Genomic DNA, 19,266 nt, shown 5'->3' on the forward strand with positions numbered 1-19,266 from the left:
CGCGCAAACGCCTGCCATCCAGGCAAGGGGCGCCATTCTAGAGAAGGGCCGGCAGTGGCGCAAGGCAAGCTGGTGATTATTTGACCAGCCCGAGCAGGTTAGCGGCTTGCCGCAGCCCTTTCGCTACCAATCGCGTCGAGCAGCTCGCGAACCTGATGGATATCGTAGGGCTTGATCATCGTGCGCAGTCGATCGATCCCCACCTCGGCAGGACTGACGGCATACCCCGAGGCAATCACCAGCGCAAGCTCAGGATGACGGGCGCCAGCCTGGCGCGCGAGGTCGATTCCACTCATTCCTGCCAAACCGACATCGGTAAGCAGCACATCGAACGGCTGCCGATTCAGGAATCCCAGCGCCTCCTCAGCCGTCTCGCTGACCTCGACCCGATGGCCAAGCTCCGTCAAGACCTCCCCGGTCAGCATGCGCAACGTGGGATCGTCCTCGACGAACAGAATCCTCAGTCCTGCATCGTCGACGGTCAACGAGCCGTCCGACTCCGGCTGCGCGGGCTCGCGCTCGCTGACGGCGTCGGACTCTGCGTTCTCGCCCGCACTGCGCGGCAGATGAACATGCACCGCCGCACCACCGTTGTCACCGCTGCCCAGCGTCACGAAACCGCCACTCTGCTTGACGAATCCGTAGACCATGCTCAAGCCGAGACCCGACGCGTTGCTCTCCTGCTTGGTGGTAAAAAAGGGCTCGAACGCCCGGGCTCGAACCTCGTCACTCATACCACTGCCCTGGTCGATGACGCTGAGCAGTACATAATCCCCAGGCTGCTCCAACGCTTCGTCATTCAGCGAGCGATTCTCAAGACGCAGCACCAACCGGCCGCGCCCGGCCATCGCGTCACGCGCGTTGGCCGCCAGGTTCAGCACCACACTCTGCAGGTTTCCGACATCGACAAAGACCGGCCAGGGCCGACCTACGACATCCAAATCAACCTGCACCGCAGACCCGAGAGCGCCATCGAGCAACTCATGCATCTGCTCCAGCAGATCGGGCAGATACACCTGCCGGGGCAGCAGCGGCTGCCGGCTGGCGAATGCCAGCAGCTGCGAGGCAAGGCGCGCGCCCTTCTCGACCCCACTGACCGCCGAGTTCAGACGTCTTGCAGCCGTTTCATCGTTGCCGAGGCTGCGACGCAAAAGCTGCAGGTTGCCTCCGATGATTTGCAGCATGTTGTTGAAGTCATGGGCGATACCGCCTGTCAGCTTGCCCACCGCCTCGAGGCGCTGAGCCTGTTGCAGGGCCTGCTCGGCGACCTGCCGCTCCGCCTCGCTCTGCTCGAGCGCTTGGGTCCGCTCGCGTACCAGCTCCTCGAGATGTTCACGATAGCGCTGCAATTCCGTTTCGTTGCGCTGCTGCTCGGTAACGTCCTGGCCCTGAACGAAGATGCCGACCACCTGCCCATCGTTCTCGACGATCGGCTGCAGGACGAAATCGAGGATGACCTCTTCGGGCTCCCGCTCCGGCTGCCGCCTCAGAAACAGTGACACGCGCTTGCCGATATACGGTCGGCCGCTGCGGTAGACCTCGTCGAGCAGACCGATCAGCGGCTGCCCTTCTAGCTCGGGCAGCCCTTCGCGGACTGTCTTGCCCAGCAGCTGGCGCTGCCCGATGACCTTCCGGTATGCATCGTTAACCAGTTCGTAGACGTGATTCGGCCCGCGCAGGAAACAGACGAATCCAGGCGCCTGAGCGAAGAGGCGCCGCAACTGCTCGCCCTCGGATTGCAGCAGCCTGGCGCGGGACATGACGCCTTGCTCGAGCTGCTGCACAGGCTGATGCCCGGCAGCCTGCTTCAGCGAATCCTTCATGGCCTGCAGCTCGGTGATGTCGGAGGTGTGCTGCAGGATGGCCACGACTTCACCCTGCTCATCCAGGATCGGCGTGTGCGTGGCGCTCCAGTAGCGATCCTCGTAGACAGGCCCGAGCGGCGTGTGGCGGGCGATGGAATAACGGATAACCGGCAGCGTATCGACCGCCTTGCGGCTGAGCACACGAGCAAAGGAGTCGAGCAGCTCCTGCACACGAGTCGTCTCGGGGCTGAGCGGGTCTGCTGCGAACGCTTCGTGAAGGCGCTGCCCCTGGATCTCCTCCAGCCTGCGGCCGGTCAGGGCCAGGTAAGCCGCGTTGGCATCGAGGATGACCAGATCGCGATCGAGCAGAACATAGGCGTTCGGCGACAGCCGGAACAGACTCTCGAAAGACGGGCGCTGCTGCATACAACCTCCATGGTACGAGCCTGACGCCGCGTAACGAACTCAGCGAGACCCCGGCAGCATTCCGGGGCCCTCAAGCGAAAAAATCGAACAGCCGCTATCCGGCGGGCCTGGGACAGCGATTGACCACAAAAAGACCGATCGGTTTCAGTACATGCGTCGCCTGGCGCTAACGAGCCGGTTGGCCAAGGCCGCGCTGACGCAGCGCCTCGAACAGGCAGACGCCGGTGGCAACCGAGACATTCAGACTGCTGACGCTACCCGCCATCGGCAGACGCACCAGATAGTCACAGTGCTCGCGGGTCAACCGGCGCATGCCGCGACCTTCCGCGCCCATGACCAGGACGATTGGACCGGTGAGATGCTGCTCGTAGAGTGACTGCTCGGCTTCGCCGGCGGTGCCCACGATCCAAAGGCCCTTTTGCTGCAGCTTCTCCAGAGTCCGCGCCAGATTGGTCACCGCCACCAGCGGAATGACCTCGGCAGCACCGCAGGCGACCTTACGCACCGTGGCATTGAGAGTAGCGGACTTGTCCTTCGGCACGATCACCGCCAGCGCACCGGCCGCATCGGCCGTACGTAGGCAGGCGCCGAGGTTGTGCGGGTCGGTCACCCCATCGAGCACCAGCAACAGAGGCGGACCCTCGGCGCGATCGAGCAGCTCGTCGAGCATCGCCTCACCCCACACCTGGCTGGGGCTGACCTCGGCCACCACCCCCTGGTGCACGCCCTCGACCCAGGCATCCATCTCGCGACGCTCGCACTGGCCGACACTGACGCGCGCCTGCGCGGCCAGCTCGATCAGCACCTGCGCACGCGGATCGCCCCGGCCTTCAGCCAGCCAGACCTGCTTGACGCGCTTGGGATGATGGCGCAGCAATGCCTCCACGGCGTGCAGGCCATAGATCTTTTCCAGCTGACTCATGACTTGGCCTTGCGCTTTCGGGGACCACTGCTGGAGGCTGAAGACTTGCTCGTCGACTTCGCAGCGGATTTTGCCTTGGATGTGCCGGACCGGGACTTGCTACCGCCAGCCTTGTCGGACTTGCCCTTCCTGCCACCAACCTTGGCTTCGGCAATCAATGCCTTCTTCAGCTCGCGACTCTTGCGAATGTCGGCGTTGCCCGGTTCGCGACCACGCTCTGCGCCGTCACGCTGACCGGCGGCCTTGGTGCCGCCAGCGATCAGCTCGAAGTCGATCTTGCGTTCGTCCAGGTCGACGCGCATGACACGCACCTCGACGCTGTCGCCAAGGCGGAAACTGCGCCCGCTGCGCTCGCCGGAGAGGCGATGATGCAGCGGGTCGAAGTGGTAGTAGTCGCCCGGCATCGCCGTGACGTGCACCAACCCTTCCACGTAGATGTCGGTCAGCTCGACGAACAGGCCGAAGCCGGTCACCGCGGTGATCACACCAGGGAATGTCTCGCCGACGCGATCCTTCATGAACTCGCACTTGAGCCAGTTGACCACGTCGCGGGTGGCCTCGTCGGCGCGCCGCTCGGTCATCGAGCACTGTTCGCCCAGCTGCTCCAGCGCCGCCTCGTCATACGGGTAGGTGCGCGCCTTGGGCATGCTGGCAGCGCCTTCACGCCGCACGTGCGGTGTGTCGCGACGGGACCGGATCACGCTGCGGATGGCGCGATGCACCAGCAGGTCCGGATAGCGCCGGATCGGCGAAGTGAAGTGCGCATAGGCTTCGTAGTTCAGACCGAAGTGACCATGGTTCTCGGCACTGTAGACCGCCTGGCTCAGCGAACGCAGCATCACCGTCTGGATCACGTGAAAATCCGGACGCCCCTGGATCTTCTCCAGCAGCGCCTGGTAATCCTTGGGCGTCGGTCCTTCCTTGCCCTTGTGCAGGGAAAGCCCCAGCTCACCGAGGAAGGCACGCAACTTCTCCTGACGCTCCAGCGGCGGTGCGTCGTGCACGCGATACAGCGCCGGAATCTCATGCTTCTGCAGGAACGCCGCGGTGGCGACGTTGGCGCAGAGCATGCACTCCTCGATCAGCTTGTGCGCATCGTTGCGCTCGGTGGGCTTGATCTCGGCGATCTTGCGATCGGCACCGAAGACGATGCGGGTTTCCTGAGTCTCGAAATCGATCGCGCCGCGGGTATGGCGCGCCTTGAGCAACACCTTATAAAGCGAATAGAGCTGCTTGAGGTGCGGTAGCACTTCGGCATATTCGCCGCTGAGCCGCTTGCCTTCGGCAGACTTGGGCTGCTCCAGCATCGCGCTGACCTTGTTGTAGGTCAGCCGTGCATGGGAGTGGATCACCGCTTCGTAGAACTGGTAGTCGGTCATCTTCCCCGACTTGCTCAGGGTGATCTCGCAGACCATGGCCAGACGATCGACATGGGGATTCAGCGAGCAGAGGCCGTTGGACAGCTCCTCGGGCAGCATCGGCACCACGCGCTCGGGGAAGTACACCGAGTTGCCGCGGACCACAGCTTCCTTGTCGAGCGCCGAGTCCACCTTCACATAGTGCGACACATCGGCAATGGCCACATACAGACGGAACCCGCCGGTCAGCAGCTTCCAGCCGCCCGGCTTCTCGCAGTAGACCGCATCGTCGAAGTCGCGAGCATCCTCGCCGTCGATGGTGACGAACGGCAGATGGCGCAGGTCGACGCGCTTGTGCTTGTCCTTTTCCTCCACCTCGGGCTTGAGCCGCGCAGCCTCCTTGAGCACCGCCTCGGGCCATACGTGCGGAATATCGAAGCTGCGCAGCGCGACGTCGATCTCCATGCCCGGCGCCATGTAGTTGCCGATCACCTCGACGATATCGCCCTGCGGCTGGAAGCGCTGCGTCGGCCAGTGAGTGATCTTCACCTCGACGAACTGACCCGGCTTGGCATCCAGTGCCCGCCCGGGCGTGACCAGCACTTCCTGCTGAATCTTGGGGTTGTCCGGAACGACGAAACCGACATCGCTCTCGATGTGATAACGGCCCACGATGCTCTCGTGCGCGCGGCTGATCACCTCGACGATGGCGCCTTCGCGGCGCCCACGGCGATCGAGGCCCGCGACACGCGCCAGGCAGCGGTCACCATCGAACACCAGGCGCATCTGCGCCGGGCTGAGGAACAGGTCGTCGCTGCCATCATCGGGGATGAGGAAGCCAAAACCGTCACGATGGCCGCTGACGCGCCCGCAGACCAGGTCCAGCTTGTCCACCGGGGCATAGGTGCCGCGCCGGGTGTAGATCAGCTGGCCGTCTCGCTCCATCGCACGCAGGCGGCGACGCAACGCTTCGATATCTTCGTCGGACTCCAGCCCGAACTCTTCCACCAGCTCTTCACGGGCAGCTGGCGAGCCACGTTCGCCGAGATGCTGAAGAATCAGCTCACGGCTGGGAATAGGGTTTTCGTACTTTTCCGCTTCACGAGCGGCCTCGGGATCGAGGGATTGCCAATCGGCCATTAAGAGATGTCACCTTTCATTCATTTATAGAGGCAGAACGCCCTTTTTCTATTGAAGCGCGAATCGCTGCCGGACGGCAGCTTTCATGCGAATTATTTTTCGCCATCAGGGGTTTACAAGGCCAAACCTCGGCCGTATAGTTCGCGCCCACAATGTCTGGCAGACGTTGTAACACGGAAACGGCCAAGTATCATCGTTTCTCGTGCCCAGGTGGCGGAATTGGTAGACGCACTAGGTTCAGGTCCTAGCGGTGGCAACACCGTGGAAGTTCGAGTCTTCTCCTGGGCACCACTCTTCAAATGAAACCCGCATCATCGATGCGTGTCTCAGGCAGTAACGAAGATTGCCGACTTCGGCCGATGTGAATCGGCAAAATGGCAAAAAAGTCGGTGAGCAATCATCGCAATGTGCCCAGGTGGCGGAATTGGTAGACGCACTAGGTTCAGGTCCTAGCGGTGGCAACACCGTGGAAGTTCGAGTCTTCTCCTGGGCACCACTCTTCAAGAAAAAACCGAGCCTCTGGCTCGGTTTTTTCGTTTCGGCCCGATAGAAATCATCCCCGCCAGCCGATACTCGCGCTGCCACCAGCCCCAGACAGCAAAAGACCGCCCGAAGGCGGTCTTCTAGCATGCGCCCGATCAGGCGTACGGATGACGCAACACGATGGTTTCGTTGCGGTCCGGACCGGTGGAGATGATATCCACTGGCGCCTCGATCAACTCTTCCAGTCGCTTGATGTAGGCGCGGGCATTGGCCGGCAGCTCGTCAAGACTCTTGGCACCAACGGTCGACTCGCTCCAACCCGGCATTTCCTCGTACACCGGCTGCAGACCGTCGTAGCTGTCGGCATCGGTCGGCGCATCGACCAGCACTTCGCCATTGCGATCCTTGTAGCCGACGCAGATGCGGATGGTCTCCAGCCCGTCGAGCACGTCGAGCTTGGTCAGGCAGATCCCGGAGATGCTGTTGATCTCGATCGCACGGCGCAGGATGACGGCATCGAACCAGCCGCAACGACGCGCACGCCCGGTGGTCGAGCCGAACTCGTGACCACGCTCGGCCAGGCGCGCACCGACATCATCGAACAGCTCGGTGGGGAACGGACCGGAGCCCACACGAGTGGTGTAGGCCTTGGTGATGCCGAGGATGTAATCCAGATACAGCGGACCGAAGCCGGAACCAGTCGCCGTGCCGCCAGCCGTTGTGCTGGAGCTGGTCACGTACGGATAGGTGCCATGGTCGATGTCCAGCAGCGAGCCCTGCGCACCTTCGAACATGATGCAGGCACCCTGCTTGCGCAGCTCGTGCAGACGGGCGGTGACATCGGTGATCAGCGGCTTGAGGATTTCGGCGTAGCCGAGGGCCTCGTCGAGAGTCTTCTGGAAATCAACCGGCTCGACCTTATAGAAGTTCTGCAGCACGAAGTTGTGGTAGCCCAGCAACTCACGTAGCTTGACCGCGAAGCGCTCTGGATTGAACAGGTCAGCGATGCGCAGGCCGCGACGCGCCACCTTGTCCTCGTAGGCCGGACCGATGCCGCGCCCGGTGGTACCGATCTTGCCCTCCGAACGCGAGGCCTCGCGGGCCTGATCCAGCGCCACATGGTAGGGCAGGATCAGGGTGCAGGACGGGCTGATGCGCAGGCGCTCGCGCACCGGCACACCCTTCTCTTCCAGCTTGGTGATTTCCCGCAGCAACGCATCGGGCGCGACCACCACGCCATTGCCGATCAGGCATTGCACGTTGTCGCGCAGGATGCCGGACGGAATCAGGTGCAGCACGGTCTTCTCGCCATCGATGACCAGGGTATGACCGGCATTGTGGCCGCCCTGATAACGCACGACCGCAGCCGCCTGATCGGTCAGCAGATCGACGATCTTGCCCTTGCCCTCATCACCCCATTGGGTGCCCAGGACCACGACATTCTTACCCATAACCCTTTGTCCTCTTCGGCGAAGCATACCGGCCGCAACCGGCGATAATCGAAACCTGGCCGGCACCGCGAGCGCGGCGCCATAGCCGTCAGGACGCCAGCGAAACCACCGTCCAGACACCATTACTCAACCGCAATTGCCGGTCGCAGCCCAGCTGCGCGGCATCGGCCCGCGACTGGCCATCCAGCGCCTGCACCACGCGCTCGCCCTGGCGCCGCAGCTCGCGAATCGCATTCCAGAGGCCCGACTCATCGCCGTGCGGAGCCCAGATCCCGGAAACTGGCGTGCTCAGATCGGCATTTCCGAGACTGACGAGCGTTTTCAAATCAGTGGAGAAGCCGGTCGCCGGACGGGCACGCCCGAAATCGGCACCGATATCGTCGTAACGCCCGCCCTGGGCAATCGACTGTCCCATGCCCGGCACGAATACGGCGAACACCACTCCAGTATGGTAGTGATAGCCGCGCAATTCGCCCAAGTCGAAGTACAGCGGCACCTGCGGGTAGCGCAGCGCGAGCTGGTCGGCCACCGCCGAAAGGGTCTCCAGCGCCGCCTGCACATCCGCGGGCGCGCCAGCCAGAGCCTGCCGAGCATCATCGAGCGTCTCGCGCCCGCCACACAGGCGCGCCAGCGAGCGCAGCATCGCCGCAAGCGCCGGATCAAGTGCCGCGGTCAGCTGCTCGATCTCGTCCATAGCCTTGCGCTGCAGCGCGTCGAACAGGCGCTGCTCGGCCTCACCGCTCAGCGCAGCGGCCTTTGCCAGGCCGCGGTAGATGCCGACATGACCGAGGTCCATGTGCACGTCGGGCACATCGGCCAGCTCGAGCATTTCCAGCATCAGACTGATGACTTCGAGATCACTGGAAGCGGAGGCATCGCCATACAGTTCGGCACCGAGCTGAATGGGGCTGCGCGAAGTGGAAAGCGCCTGCGGCTTGGCATGCAGCACGCTACCGGCATAGCACAGCCGGCTCGGGCCTTCACGACGCAGGGTATGCGCATCGACGCGGGCCACCTGGGGCGTGATATCGGCACGCAAACCCATCTGGCGACCGGAAAGCGGATCGATGACCTTGAAGGTGCGCAGATCCAGATCCTGCCCGGAACCGGTGAGCAATGACTCGAGGAATTCCACATGCGGGGTGATGACCAGCTCGTAGCCCCAGCGCTGGAACAGATCCAGCACGCGCCGACGCGCCGTTTCGATACGCGCCGCCTCGGGCGGCAGCACTTCTTCGATGCCATCTGGCAAGAGCCAGCGGTCTACCGTTGCCATTCGCGAAATCACCTCTCGTTCCGGTAAGCCCAGACGAAAACCGCGGCTGCAGCCTCAGCTGGCCTCCGGTTGCGTGCAGTTGTGTTCGAACCATGGCATCCGAGCCATGCCCCTGAGGGGTCGGCATGACCACCGCATGCCTGGGATAGCCTGCGACCTCAAGGGCACAGACGCAAAAAAGCCGGGATTTCCCCGGCCGGCGGATCATAGCAACCTTTTCCCCATGGGTCACCCGGCGACACGCGCGTGTCGCCGGAGAACCTTAGCCATCTGGCGGTGAGATGCTATTTGTTGCTCTGCAGATAACGGAAGAAGTCGCTCTTCGGATCAAGTACCAGCACGTCTTCCTTGCTGGAGAAGCTCTCACGGTAAGCCTGCAGGCTACGGTGGAAGGCGTAGAACTCCTGATCCTGGCCGTACGCGGCGGCATAGATTGCAGCAGCCTTGGCGTCACCGTCACCACGCAGCTCTTCGGCTTCGCGGAATGCTTCGGCCAGCAGGACACGGCGCTGGCGATCGGCGTCGGCGCGGATACCCTCGGCAAGCTCCTTACCCTTGGCGCGATGCTCGCGCGCCTCACGCTCCCGCTCGGAACTCATACGCTCGAAGACACTGCGATTGACTTCACGCGGCAGGTCGATGCCCTTGACGCGGACGTCGACGACTTCGATCCCCAGCTCTTGCTGAGCCGCACGATTCAAGCTTCGAGTGACCTGAGCCATCAGCTCATCACGCTGGCCGGAGACCGACTCATGCAGCGTGCGCTTACCGAACTGATCGCGCAGCGCCGCCTCGAGGCGACGCGCCAGGCGCTCATCGGCGATCTGCTTCATGCCCGAGGTCGCGGTATAGAAGCGTTCGGCATCGTCCACACGCCACTTGGCATAGGAGTCGACCATCAGCGCCTTCTTCTCCAGCGTCAGGAAACGCGAGGTGGTGGTATCCAGCGTCAGCAGCCGCGCATCGAACTTGCGCACCGAGTTCACGTACGGAATCTTCATGTGCAGACCCGGCTTCACGTCCGGCTCGACGATACGCCCGAACCGCAGCAGTACCGCGCGCTCGGTCTGCGAAACGATGTAAAAACTGTTCCACAGAACGATTGCCGCCACTACGCCCACGATCAGGGCGGTAAGGGATTTATTGCTCATCAGCGGCTCTCCCTCGTACGAACTTCACGCGGATCCAGCTCTGGCGGCAGTCGGGTGCCCTGCGTAGCCGCGCCCGACGCAACTCCAGCCGGAGCTGGCGTGCTTGCGCCACGGCTGTTGATCATCTTGTCCAGCGGCAGATAGAGCAGGTTCTGCCCGCTGTCGCCACTCACCATGACCTTGCTGGTATTGCTCATGACTTCCTGCATGGTTTCCAGATACAGACGCTCGCGCGTGACGTCCGGCGCCTTGCGATACTCGGCGACCAGCTTGCTGAAGCGATCCGCCTCACCCTGGGCACGGGAGATCACCGCGTCGCGGTAACCACTGGCTTCTTCCAGCATGCGCTGGGCCTGACCACGCGCCTCGGGAATCACACCGTTGGCGTAGGACTCGGCCTGGTTCTTCTCGCGCTGCTCGTCCTCGCGCGCCCGAATGACGTCATCGAAGGCTTCCTGGACTTCACGCGGCGCGGCCGCACTCTGCAGGTTGACCTGGGTAACGACGATGCCGGTACCGTAGTTGTCGAGGAACCGCTGCAGACGCTCCTTGACCTCACCGGCCATGACCTCACGCCCCTCGGTGAGCACCTGATCCATGGCCGTCGAGCCCACGACATGCCGCACGGCGCTGTCGGTGGCGTGCTGCAGGCTCACTTCAGGCTGATCGACATTCAGCACGAAAGACTGCAGGTTGCTGATCTTGTACTGAACGGTCAGCGGCACCTCGATGATGTTCTCGTCCTCGGTGAGCATCTGCCCCTGCTTGCTGTACGAGCGCTCGCGAGTGACGTTCTCCTGGAACTTGCGATCGATCGGCGGGAAATAGATGTTCAGGCCCGGCCCGACAGTCTCGTGGTACTTGCCGAAGCGCAGCACCACGGCCTGCTCCTGCTCGTCGACGATGTAGATGGCATTGAAAAGCCACACAGCCAGCAATACGACCAGGGCGACCCACACCAGGCCGAATCCGCCGCGCTTGCCACTGCCGCCAAAATTACCGCCGCCACGCTTCTTGCCACCGAACATGCCGTTCAGGCTGTCCTGCAGCTTGCGGAAAGCCTCATCGAGATCCGGCGGGCCTTTCTGGTCGCCGCCGCCACCACGACGACCACCGCCACCACTGCCCCAGGGATCCTGGTTGTTCGAGTTGCCACCCGGCTCATTCCAAGCCATAGCGCTCTCCATTCAAATAAAGCTAAAGGCGCGCCCACGGCGCGCCCGCCAATGCTACAGAAAGCCCCGAACGACCGGCAAAATTGCCATCGAGGCTTTATTGCAAAGTGTGTTGCTCGATGAACTCGTCCACCCGCAACCCTTCGCGACTGATCACGCGATTCAGTTCGACACGTGGCAAGCGAACCTCGAGCAGGCTGCCACCCTCCTCATCATGCGTCTCACGCTGCACCGCACCCAGCTCGAAGAACTGCGCCCGCAGGCGGCCCAGCCTCTGCGGCAGGCGCAACGTGCCGACGAAGAGATCGTCGCCGAGCAACTCGGCGACGGCCTGACGCAACAGGTCCAGCCCCAGGCCGTCACGAGCGGACACCCAGACGCGCTGCGGCTTGCCGTCGGCATCGCGCTGTATCTGCGGCTCGATGCCCCCGAGAAGATCGAGCTTGTTGTACACCTCGAGCATCGGCAGCTCGTTGGCGCCAATCTCACCGAGCACCGCGAGCACCTGCTCGATCTGCTGATCGCGCTCAGGCTCGTGAGCATCGATCACGTGCAGCAGAAGGTCGGCGTTGCTGGACTCTTCCAATGTGGCCCGAAAGGACTCCACCAGCTTGTGCGGCAGATGACGAATGAAGCCCACCGTGTCGGCCAGGATCACCGGACCGACATCCTCGAGCTCGAGGCGGCGCAGCGTGGGATCGAGCGTGGCGAACAGCTGATTGGCAGCGTAAACCTCAGACTCGGTGAGGGCATTGAACAGAGTGGACTTACCGGCGTTGGTGTAGCCCACCAGCGACACGGAAGGAATATCCGCGCGACGCCGCCCGCGACGGGCCTGCTCACGCTGGCCGCGCACTTTTTCCAGGCGCTGCTTGATCTGCCGAATGCGGACACGCAACAGACGACGGTCGGTTTCCAGCTGGGTTTCACCCGGCCCTCGCAGGCCGATACCGCCTTTCTGCCGCTCGAGGTGAGTCCAGCCGCGAACCAGCCGCGTGCTCATGTGTTCCAGCTGTGCCAGTTCGACCTGCAGCTTGCCCTCATGGGTACGCGCACGCTGGGCGAAGATGTCCAGGATCAGACCGGTGCGATCGAGCACGCGACATTCGAGGGCACGCTCGAGGTTGCGCTCCTGGCTGGGGGTAAGCGTGTGATTGAAGATCACCAACTCGACCTCGCCATCCTTGACGAGGTCATGCAACTCTTCGACCTTGCCACTGCCGATCAGAAACTTGGCGGACGGCTGGTGGCGGGACACATTGACGAAGCCAACCGTTTCTGCACCTGCCGAACGCGCCAGTTCCTGGAACTCCTGAGGATCCTCGCGCGCCGCGGGATCCTGGCCGTCCAGGTGCACCAGGATAGCCCGCTCACCACCACCGGGACGTTCGAAGAACAAAGAAACCTACCTCAGTCGTTGCTCGACTCGGATTGCTCGGCATCGCCAGCGGTCGGCAGACGCACAGGACGCCCGGGAACAACGGTGGAGATCGCATGCTTGTACACCATCTGGCTGACGGTGTTCTTCAGCAGAATGACGAACTGGTCGAAGGATTCGATCTGACCCTGCAGCTTGATGCCATTGACCAGATAGATGGAGACCGGGACGCGTTCCTTACGCAGTGTGTTGAGGTAAGGGTCTTGTAGCGAATGCCCTTTTGACATGTGCCGCACTCCTTAGAGGATCTGTTTCATTAATGTTCTATAAAGTACAACCGACGATCCACTTGTCTGAGAATAGACGGTCAGCTTGCAGTGTCAGCTCAATATGGAGAGCGATTGCAGGTATTTCAATGCGCGCGGCAGATTGTCGCGGGACAAACTGTCCAGCCAGTGTATCTCCCCCCAGCTTCGCAACCAGGTGAACTGCCGTTTGGCCAGTTGCCGGGTTGCGATGATGCCGCGCTCCACCATTTCCTCCCGGGTCGATGATCCGTCCAGATATTCCCAAACCTGACGATAACCGACCGCTCGAATCGACGGCATGCCAAGGTGCAGATCGCCCCGACTCCTCAAGGCTTCGACCTCTTCGACAAAGCCCTGTTCAACCATGTGCAGGAAACGCCTTTCGATGCGCTCATGCAGGATGTGGCGTTGTGCGGGGGCGATGCACAGTTGCGCGACAGTATAAGGCAAGACTCCTGAGCCTGGAGCGTCTCCGACGGCTTTTTGCGACCTTTGTCGGGCGCGGTGCTCGCTCATGGTCAAGCCGCTGACGCGATAGACCTCCAGCGCGCGCACCAGCCGCTGCGGATCGTTAGGATGAATGCGCGCTGCCGACTCCGGATCCACCTGGGCCAACTGATCGTGCAACACCTGCAACCCTTGCGTCGCGACGAGCGCCTCGAGCTCGGCACGTAGCAACGGATCGGCTGCCGGCATATCGGCGAGTCCTTCCTGCAACGCCTTGAAATACAGCATGGTGCCGCCAACCAGCAGAGGAATTCGGCCAGCCGCGCTGATCTCGGCCATGGCCGCCAAGGCATCTGCGCTGAACTCTGCAGCCGAGTAGCTCTCGGCCGGGTCGAGGATGTCCACCAGACGATGGGGAAACTCAGCCAACACTTCAGCCGACGGTTTCGCCGTGCCGATGTCCATGCCACGGTAGACCAGCGCCGAATCGACGCTGATCAGCTCGCAGGGCAGCACACGCGCCAGCTCCAGCGCCAGATCGGTCTTGCCCGAGGCGGTGGGACCCATGAGAAAGATGGCGGGAGGCAGAGAAGACATCGGCGGGCTCGGCAGGCGTGGCCGGATAGTTTCCAGTGGCGGACGGCTGGCCGCAAGCACGGCCTGCCGCCCGGAGCCGGTCAGCGACCGCGCAGGAACAGCTTATCCAGATCGTCCATGCCCAGTTGCGTCCAGGTCGGACGGCCGTGGTTGCACTGTCCGCTACGCTCGGTGTGCTCCATGTCACGCAGCAAGGCGTTCATCTCCGGCAGCGTCAGCCGGCGATTGGCGCGAACCGCGCCATGGCAAGCCATGGTCGCCAGTAACTCGTTGAGGTGGGCCTGGATACGATCACTGGTGCCGTATTCCAGAAGATCGGCGAGCACATCGCGCACCAGTTGGGTCGCTTCGGCCTGCTTGAGCAGCGAGGGAATCTGACGGATCGCCAGGGTTTCCGGGCCGAGGCGCTGCAGCTCGAAGCCGAGCATCTGGAACCACTGCGCATGCTCTTCCGCGCAGTCGGCCTCGCGCTGGCTGAGGGCGATGGCTTCAGGCACCAGCAGCGGCTGGCCGCGCAGCCCTTCGCTGGCCATGGCGGTCTTCAGGCGCTCATAGGTAATTCGTTCGTGGGCGGCGTGCATGTCTACCAGCACCATGCCCTGGGCATTCTCGGCGAGGATGTAGACCCCCTTGAGCTGCGCCAGCGCGTAGCCCAGCGGGGGTACGTCATCCTGACTGGCAGGCAGTGGCGCCGGGGTGCTATCGGGCAGCGGAGTAAAGAACTCGCGGTAGGCGCCCTGGGCTTCGGCGGTATAGCCGGTCGATGCCGGGCGTGGCGCCTGATAGCCCGCGCCGGCACCGCGCCAGGCGGGTGTCTCCCCCTGTGGCCGCTCGAGCACGCTGGCCGACAGGCTCATTTCGTTCTGCCCGGCGAACTCGCCGGCAGCCAGCCCGGACACCTGGGTCATCGGCGCCACGCTCGCCGGCGCGGCCAGCTGGTCCTCGGGACGCACATCGCCCAGCGCGCGATGCAGCGTGCCGTAGAGGAAGTCGTGGACCATACGGCTGTCGCGGAAACGCACCTCGTGCTTGGTGGGGTGCACATTGACGTCCACCACCGCCGGATCGACGTCGAGGAACAGCACGAAGGTCGGATGCCGGCCGTTGAACAGCACATCGCGATAGGCCTGGCGCACCGCATGGGCGACCAGCTTGTCGCGCACCATGCGCCCGTTGACGTAGAAGTACTGCAGGTCCGCCTGACTGCGCGAGAAGGTCGGCAGTCCGACCCAACCCCAGAGCCGCAGCCCGTTGCGTTCGATCTCGATGGGCAGCGCCTGCTCGAGGAAGGCCGGCCCGCATACCGCAGCGACGCGCCGCGCACGGGCGCTGTCGTCGTTGGCCTGATGCAACGCCAGCACGCCCTTGCCGTTGTGGCGCAGATGGAAGGCCACATCGAAGCGCGCCAGCGCCAGGCGCTTGATGACCTCCTGCAGGTGGTCGAACTCGGTCTTCTCGGTGCGCAAGAACTTGCGCCGTGCCGGCGTGTTGAAAAACAGGTCACGCACTTCCACCGAGGTACCCACCGGATGAGCCGCCGGCTGCACCCGCGCCTCCATTTCGCGCCCCTCGGTTTCCACCTGCCAGGCCTCGCTGGCATCGGCGGTACGCGAGGTCAGGGTCAGCCGCGAGACGGAGCTGATCGAGGCCAGCGCTTCGCCACGAAAGCCTAGGCTCATCACCCGCTCGAGATCTTCCAGATCGCGAATCTTGCTGGTGGCATGGCGGGCCAGGGCCAGCGGTAGGTCGTCCGGCGGGATGCCGCAGCCGTCGTCGCGCACACGCAGCAGTTTGACGCCACCCTGTTCGACGTCTACTTCGATGCGGCCGGCGCCGGAGTCCAGGCTGTTTTCCAGCAACTCCTTGATTACCGAGGCCGGGCGTTCAACCACCTCGCCAGCGGCGATCTGGTTCGCCAGCCGCGGGCTGAGCAGCTGGATGCGTGGCGCTTGCGTCATGGCTGCGAAGCCAGGGTGGTGGCGGGAATGTTCAGCGTCTGGCCGATCTTGATCACGTCGTTGCGCAGATTGTTGGCACTGCGCAGCGAGGTCAGGCTGACCTGATAGCGCTGGGCGAGCAGGGCCAGGCTTTCGCCCGAGCGCACGACATGCTCGCGAGGACCGGCGGCTATCTTGCCGGAATCGCGCAACCAGGCGACGTAGGTTCCCGGAGGCGGATTCTCGTGGAAGAACTGCCGCACGCCACTATGAATGGAGCGTGCCAGCGCCTGTTGATGGCCGGACGTCTGCAGCTTCTTGGCTTCCGACGGATTGGAGATGAAGCCGGTCTCGACCAGGATCGACGGGATGTCCGGCGACTTCAGCACCATGAAGCCGGCCTGCTCCACGCGCCGTTTGTGCAGCGGCGTGATGCGGCCCATGTTGCTCAGCACCTTCTGCCCGACGTTCAGACTCGAGGACAGCGAGGCGGTCATCGACAGGTCCAGCAGCACGCCTGCGAGCATCTGGTCCTTGTCGCCGAGACTGACGTTGCCGGCACCGCCGATGAGGTCGGAACGGTTTTCGCTGTCGGCCAGCCAACGCGCGGTTTCCGAGGTGGCGCCGCGATCCGACAGGGCAAATACGGAAGCGCCATAGGCCGCTGAACGCGGCGCGGCATCGGCATGGATCGAGACGAACAGGTCGGCGCCCTTCTTGCGGGCGATCTCGGTGCGTTTGCGCAGCGGAATGAAGTAATCGCCGGTGCGCACCAGCTCGGCGCGGAAGCCTTTATCGGCATTGATCTGGCGCTGCAACTCCTTGGAAATCTGTAGTACGACGTGTTTTTCGTAGACCTTGCCGGGGCCAATGGCGCCTGGGTCTTCGCCACCATGACCGGCATCGATCGCGATCACGATGTCACGCTTGCCACCGATCGGAGCGGGCAGCTTGACCGCAGGCAGCGTCGGCGAGACCGGTGCGACAGGTTTGGACGGCGTTGCCGTGACCGGCGGTTGAGTGGCGGCGCGGGCGGCCGTTGCCTGATCGAACAGATCGACCACCAGCCGGTGGCCGTACTGCTGGTTCGGCGCCAGGCTGAAGCTCTTAGGCGTAACCGGCGCATGCAGATCAACGACTACGCGCAGCGTATCGGCATCGTGTTGACCGGCGCGCAGGGAGGCAACGGGCGTATTGCTCAGCGGCAACTGATCGAGCTGCGCCTTGAGCGTGGCGTTGGTGACGTCGATGACCAGCCGATCGGGTGCGGTGAGGGTGAAGATCTTGTGCTCGACCGGCCCTGACAGGTCGAACACCAGGCGGGTGTTGTCCGGCGCACGCCACAGACGCACGCTCTGTACATCGCTGGCAGCAAACAGGTCCGCCGTCATCAGCGACAGCAGCAGGCCAACAACCAGGGTGCGCATGCGCATCCCCAAACCCATGTTATTCATAGCTCTCCGTCGGTCAGGGCGACACACCAGGCTTCGCCCCTCGCGGTATGGGGCGACAGGCGCAGCGTTCGGCCGGCCTCATGCGGCGTAATGGTAATGTCCATGTCGGCCTTTGGCAAAATGCCGGCCCCGCGTTCCGGCCACTCGATCAGGCACAGTGCATTGCCCTCGAAGTAGTCGCGGATGCCGAGGAACTCCAGCTCCTCCGGATCGACCAGGCGATACAAGTCGAAATGGAACACCTGAACCTCGCCCAGCTCGTAGGGCTCGACCAGAGTGAAGGTCGGGCTCTTGACCTTGCCCTCGTGGCCGAAACCACGGATCAGGCCGCGTGACAGTGTGGTCTTGCCGGCGCCGAGGTCACCATGCAGATAGATGACGCCCCGACCACCGGTTGCACGAGCGATGCGCGCACCCAGCGCGAGCATAGCCGCCTCGTCACCGGCATACAGATTCATTTCAGGCATGGCGACTGCTCCTCGAACAACTGACGGATCACCGGAATCAGATCACTGGCAGCCAGGCCGCGCCCCAGCGGGCCAAGGCGCTCACCCGCGGTGGCGTGCAGCCAGGCGCCCAGGCAGGCCGCCTCGAACGGTGCCAGCTGCTGTGCCAGCAAGGCACCGAGCACACCGGCCAGCACGTCGCCGAGCCCGGCACTGGCCATCGCCGGATGGCCGCGATCACACAGGGCCAGCCGGCCATCCGGCGCCGCGATCAGCGTGCCGGCCCCCTTGAGCAACGCGACGCACCCATAACGCTGCGCCAGCGCCCGCACGGCCGCCGGGCGATCGGCCTGAACCTCGTCGACCGAGCACTGCAGCAGTCGCGCGGCCTCGCCCGGATGCGGGGTGATCAGGCAGCCGGACGGCAATTCGACGGTGCCGCTCGCCAGCAGGTTCAACGCATCGGCATCCCAGACCTGCGGCTGCTCGCGCTGCGCAGCCGCGGAAATGAGGCTGCGCCCCCACGGCGCCTGGCCGAGGCCGGGGCCGACCACCAGCACATCGGCACGCTCCAGCAGCGCCGTCAGGCTGTAGGTGGACTCGACACCGCTGCACATGACCTCCGGGCGGCGCACCAGCGAAGCGCCGACGTGTTCCGGTCGGGTAGCCAGGGTCACCATGCCGGCCCCACAACGCAGCGCCGCCTCGGCGCTGAGCAGCGCGGCGCCGCCGGTACCGAGGTCGCCGCCGATCACCAGTACCTGGCCGAAACTGCCCTTGTGCGCAGTCGGCGAACGAGGTGCGACCCGCGCCAGCGAGCCGTGGTCGAGGCGCACGGCCTCGCTGGCCACCTGCGCGACGATTCCCGGGTCGGCCTGCAGGTCGTCGAACACCAGCGCGCCGATGCGATCCGGACCGTCGGCGGTGAACAGGCCGAGCTTGAGGCCAATGAAGGTCACGCTGAGATCGGCCCGCACTGCCTGCCCCAGCACCTGACCGGTGTTGGCGCACAGCCCGCTGGGCAGGTCGACTGCCAGCACCGGACGGCCGCTGGCGTTGATCGCCGCGATCGCGCTCGCATAGGGCTCGCGCACCGCCCCGCTCAGGCCGGTGCCGAGCAGCGCATCCACCAGCACGCCCTGCAGCGGCGCCTCCGCTCGCCAGGGCTCGATGGCCACCCCGCAATCACGCGCTTCGGCGCAGGCCAGCGCCGCGTCGCCCTGCAGCGTTTGCGGATCGCCCACCGCCAGCACCCGCACCTGCCAGCCAGCGCGCTGCGCCAGCGCCGCCAGCAGGTAGCCATCGCCGGCGTTATTGCCGCGCCCGGCGAGCACGGTGACAGCAGCTGCATCGGGCCAGCGCCGGCGCAGCGCGCGCCAGGCGGCATGGGCGGCACGCTGCATCAGGTCGAAGCCGGACGTGCCGGCGGCAATCAGGCGCGCATCGAATTCGCGCACCTGGGTGGCGTTGTACAGGGCGACGGGCAGGGAATCGGTCATCGGTGCAGGGATC

The 19,266-nt window shown here is 64.0% G+C and carries 14 protein-coding genes and 2 tRNA genes; 2 read left to right on the forward strand and 14 right to left on the reverse strand.

Annotation, left to right across the window (positions count from 1 at the left end; genetic code table 11):
- Nucleotides 1-98: 98 nt before the first annotated feature.
- From HZR81_RS00855 to rnr, 3 genes are all read right to left on the reverse strand, one after another.
- Nucleotides 99-2,231: a PAS domain-containing protein gene (locus tag HZR81_RS00855; RefSeq protein ID WP_500127075.1), complete on the reverse strand. Its 2,133-nt coding sequence runs from the start codon at nt 2,229-2,231 to the stop codon at nt 99-101.
- Nucleotides 2,232-2,397: 166 nt separating this feature from the next.
- A complete protein-coding gene (gene rlmB / locus HZR81_RS00860; RefSeq protein WP_500127076.1) occupies nt 2,398-3,153 on the reverse strand; it encodes a 23S rRNA (guanosine(2251)-2'-O)-methyltransferase RlmB in 756 nt (251 codons plus the stop codon).
- On the reverse strand, nt 3,150-5,651 hold the full coding sequence (rnr, locus tag HZR81_RS00865; RefSeq protein WP_500127077.1) for a ribonuclease R: 2,502 nt from the start codon (nt 5,649-5,651) through the stop codon (nt 3,150-3,152). Before rnr ends, rlmB begins: the two co-directional genes overlap by 4 nt.
- A 204-nt stretch (nt 5,652-5,855) precedes the next feature.
- On the opposite strand from rnr, the gene HZR81_RS00870 reads away from it, so the two are divergent.
- Nucleotides 5,856-5,942 (forward strand) — tRNA-Leu (locus HZR81_RS00870).
- Between the two features lie 118 nt (nt 5,943-6,060).
- Nucleotides 6,061-6,147, forward strand: a tRNA-Leu gene (locus HZR81_RS00875).
- Between the two features lie 142 nt (nt 6,148-6,289).
- Here HZR81_RS00875 and HZR81_RS00880 read toward each other — a convergent pair.
- The 11 genes from HZR81_RS00880 to HZR81_RS00930 all read right to left on the reverse strand — a co-directional run bounded on the left by HZR81_RS00880 (nt 6,290) and on the right by HZR81_RS00930 (nt 19,253).
- Nucleotides 6,290-7,585 (reverse strand): adenylosuccinate synthase, encoded by a 1,296-nt coding sequence (locus tag HZR81_RS00880; RefSeq protein ID WP_500127078.1) that lies wholly within the window; start codon nt 7,583-7,585, stop codon nt 6,290-6,292.
- 88 nt (nt 7,586-7,673) lie between these two features.
- Nucleotides 7,674-8,861 (reverse strand): ATP phosphoribosyltransferase regulatory subunit, encoded by a 1,188-nt coding sequence (locus HZR81_RS00885; protein ID WP_200597590.1) that lies wholly within the window; start codon nt 8,859-8,861, stop codon nt 7,674-7,676.
- Between the two features lie 284 nt (nt 8,862-9,145).
- Nucleotides 9,146-10,012 carry a protease modulator HflC gene (gene hflC / locus HZR81_RS00890; RefSeq protein WP_102838698.1) on the reverse strand — a complete coding sequence of 289 codons (867 nt, stop codon included), beginning with the start codon at nt 10,010-10,012 and terminating at the stop codon, nt 9,146-9,148.
- On the reverse strand, nt 10,012-11,187 hold the full coding sequence (gene hflK, locus HZR81_RS00895) for an FtsH protease activity modulator HflK (RefSeq protein ID WP_200597588.1): 1,176 nt from the start codon (nt 11,185-11,187) through the stop codon (nt 10,012-10,014). The genes hflC and hflK overlap by 1 nt, the downstream gene beginning before the upstream one ends.
- A 97-nt stretch (nt 11,188-11,284) precedes the next feature.
- Entirely contained in the window at nt 11,285-12,586 is a 1,302-nt protein-coding gene (hflX, locus tag HZR81_RS00900; protein ID WP_500127079.1) for a ribosome rescue GTPase HflX, read from the reverse strand.
- 11 nt (nt 12,587-12,597) lie between these two features.
- A complete protein-coding gene (gene hfq / locus HZR81_RS00905) occupies nt 12,598-12,852 on the reverse strand; it encodes an RNA chaperone Hfq (RefSeq protein WP_003298547.1) in 255 nt (84 codons plus the stop codon).
- A gap of 93 nt (nt 12,853-12,945) precedes the next feature.
- Nucleotides 12,946-13,917 (reverse strand): tRNA (adenosine(37)-N6)-dimethylallyltransferase MiaA, encoded by a 972-nt coding sequence (gene miaA, locus HZR81_RS00910; RefSeq protein ID WP_200597586.1) that lies wholly within the window; start codon nt 13,915-13,917, stop codon nt 12,946-12,948.
- Between the two features lie 80 nt (nt 13,918-13,997).
- The gene (gene mutL, locus HZR81_RS00915; protein WP_200597585.1) at nt 13,998-15,875 is read right to left on the reverse strand and encodes a DNA mismatch repair endonuclease MutL; all 1,878 of its coding nucleotides are present in this window, start codon (nt 15,873-15,875) and stop codon (nt 13,998-14,000) included.
- Entirely contained in the window at nt 15,872-17,287 is a 1,416-nt protein-coding gene (locus HZR81_RS00920) for an N-acetylmuramoyl-L-alanine amidase (protein ID WP_125867711.1), read from the reverse strand. Before HZR81_RS00920 ends, mutL begins: the two co-directional genes overlap by 4 nt.
- 17 nt (nt 17,288-17,304) lie before the next feature.
- On the reverse strand, nt 17,305-17,775 hold the full coding sequence (gene tsaE, locus HZR81_RS00925) for a tRNA (adenosine(37)-N6)-threonylcarbamoyltransferase complex ATPase subunit type 1 TsaE (RefSeq protein ID WP_063541528.1): 471 nt from the start codon (nt 17,773-17,775) through the stop codon (nt 17,305-17,307).
- Nucleotides 17,763-19,253 (reverse strand): NAD(P)H-hydrate dehydratase, encoded by a 1,491-nt coding sequence (locus HZR81_RS00930; protein ID WP_200597583.1) that lies wholly within the window; start codon nt 19,251-19,253, stop codon nt 17,763-17,765. Before HZR81_RS00930 ends, tsaE begins: the two co-directional genes overlap by 13 nt.
- Between the last annotated feature and the right edge of the window lie 13 nt (nt 19,254-19,266).

The sequence above is a fragment of the Pseudomonas sp. LM13 genome (genome assembly GCF_041381355.1).
Classification (GTDB): domain Bacteria; phylum Pseudomonadota; class Gammaproteobacteria; order Pseudomonadales; family Pseudomonadaceae; genus Stutzerimonas; species Stutzerimonas frequens.

Excerpts from the sequence above, each read along its gene's own strand:
- HZR81_RS00930 (WP_200597583.1), bottom strand. The coding sequence starts at position 19,253 with ATGACCGATTCCCTGCCCGTCGCCCTGTACAACGCCACCCAGGTGCGC.
- tsaE (WP_063541528.1), bottom strand. The coding sequence starts at position 17,775 with ATGCCTGAAATGAATCTGTATGCCGGTGACGAGGCGGCTATGCTCGCG.
- hflC (WP_102838698.1), bottom strand. The coding sequence starts at position 10,012 with ATGAGCAATAAATCCCTTACCGCCCTGATCGTGGGCGTAGTGGCGGCA.
- HZR81_RS00920 (WP_125867711.1), bottom strand. The coding sequence starts at position 17,287 with ATGCGCATGCGCACCCTGGTTGTTGGCCTGCTGCTGTCGCTGATGACG.
- rlmB (WP_500127076.1), bottom strand. The coding sequence starts at position 3,153 with ATGAGTCAGCTGGAAAAGATCTATGGCCTGCACGCCGTGGAGGCATTG.
- HZR81_RS00855 (WP_500127075.1), bottom strand. The coding sequence starts at position 2,231 with ATGCAGCAGCGCCCGTCTTTCGAGAGTCTGTTCCGGCTGTCGCCGAAC.
- hflK (WP_200597588.1), bottom strand. The coding sequence starts at position 11,187 with ATGGCTTGGAATGAGCCGGGTGGCAACTCGAACAACCAGGATCCCTGG.
- HZR81_RS00880 (WP_500127078.1), bottom strand. The coding sequence starts at position 7,585 with ATGGGTAAGAATGTCGTGGTCCTGGGCACCCAATGGGGTGATGAGGGC.
- rnr (WP_500127077.1), bottom strand. The coding sequence starts at position 5,651 with ATGGCCGATTGGCAATCCCTCGATCCCGAGGCCGCTCGTGAAGCGGAA.
- hfq (WP_003298547.1), bottom strand. The coding sequence starts at position 12,852 with ATGTCAAAAGGGCATTCGCTACAAGACCCTTACCTCAACACACTGCGT.
- miaA (WP_200597586.1), bottom strand. The coding sequence starts at position 13,917 with ATGTCTTCTCTGCCTCCCGCCATCTTTCTCATGGGTCCCACCGCCTCG.
- mutL (WP_200597585.1), bottom strand. The coding sequence starts at position 15,875 with ATGACGCAAGCGCCACGCATCCAGCTGCTCAGCCCGCGGCTGGCGAAC.
- HZR81_RS00885 (WP_200597590.1), bottom strand. The coding sequence starts at position 8,861 with ATGGCAACGGTAGACCGCTGGCTCTTGCCAGATGGCATCGAAGAAGTG.